We start from the raw sequence: 1,011 nt of genomic DNA on the forward strand, positions 1-1,011 counted from the left end.
TAGAGCACGCTTCGATTTTTCAGAATCGCAGATTCGCAAATCAGCTGAAATATGATTCTCTGTCCTACCGGAAAAGGACGGCCGGCAAGGATGACGCACCCATATTCTGAGGATCTTCGCGAACGGGCGATGGCGCGCCTGAACACCGGAGAAACGATACGATCGATCGCAGCAGCACTTGCGATTGCTCCCTCCTGTGTTTCGAAGTGGAAGAAGCGCCTTGCGGAGACCGGCGCTCTGACGCCCGGCCGCGTCGGCGGTCGCAAGCAGCGGACTTTGTCCGGCGAACGGGCCGACTGGCTGCGCCAGCGCTGTCGATCCGGCCCGTTCACGACGCGAGGCCTTGTGGCGGAACTGGCCGAACGCGGCATCAAGACCGAGCGACGCGCCGTTTGGGTGTTCGTCCGGGCCGAGGGCCTGAGTTTCAAAAAAAACGGTTCTGCCGGCCGAGCAGACGCGGATGGATATCGCCAGGAAACGGTTGCGTTGGAAGACCCATCAACGGCGGATCGAAGCGCAGCGGCTGGTCTTTCTCGATGAGACCTGGATCAAGACCAACATGGCGCCCCTCAGGGGGTGGGCACCGCGTGGTCAACGCCTATGTGCCGCGGTTCCGCATGGGCACTGGAAAACCCTGACATTCATTGCCGCCTTGCGCTGCGACCGCATCGACGCCCCTTGGGTCATCGATGGGCCGATCAACGGCGAACTCTTTACCCTCTATATCCAGAGGATCCTCGTGCCCACGCTCGCCAAGGGCGACATCGTCATCCTCGACAATCTCGGCAGCCATAAGGGCCAAGCTGTCCGTCGTGCCATCCGGGCCGCAGGCGCGCACCTCTTCTTCCTGCCGCCTTACAGCCCGGACCTCAATCCCATCGAGCAAGTCTTTGCCAAGCTCAAGCACCTAATTAGGAGAGAACAGCCTCGCACAGTCGAAGCGACATGGCGCAAGGCTGGTGAAATGCTCGACTGCTTCTCGCCAGCAGAATGCGCAAACTACCTCACAAA

General features: G+C 60.4%; 1 protein-coding gene. It reads left to right on the forward strand.

The genetic code is table 11. The annotated features are described in order from the left end of the window. Nucleotides 1-90 precede the first annotated feature (90 nt). Nucleotides 91-1,011, forward strand: a protein-coding gene (locus ACQ7C1_RS31730; RefSeq protein WP_430961220.1) for an IS630 family transposase whose coding sequence is annotated in 2 segments (ribosomal slippage) — nt 91-426 and nt 428-1,011 — 920 coding nt annotated over the 2 segments. Because the reading frame shifts where the segments join, the coding sequence is not laid out codon by codon here. This gene is flagged as partial in the annotation.

Origin of the sequence: Rhizobium sp. Nf11,1 (assembly GCF_050587665.1) — a bacterium.
Lineage (GTDB): Bacteria > Pseudomonadota > Alphaproteobacteria > Rhizobiales > Rhizobiaceae > Rhizobium.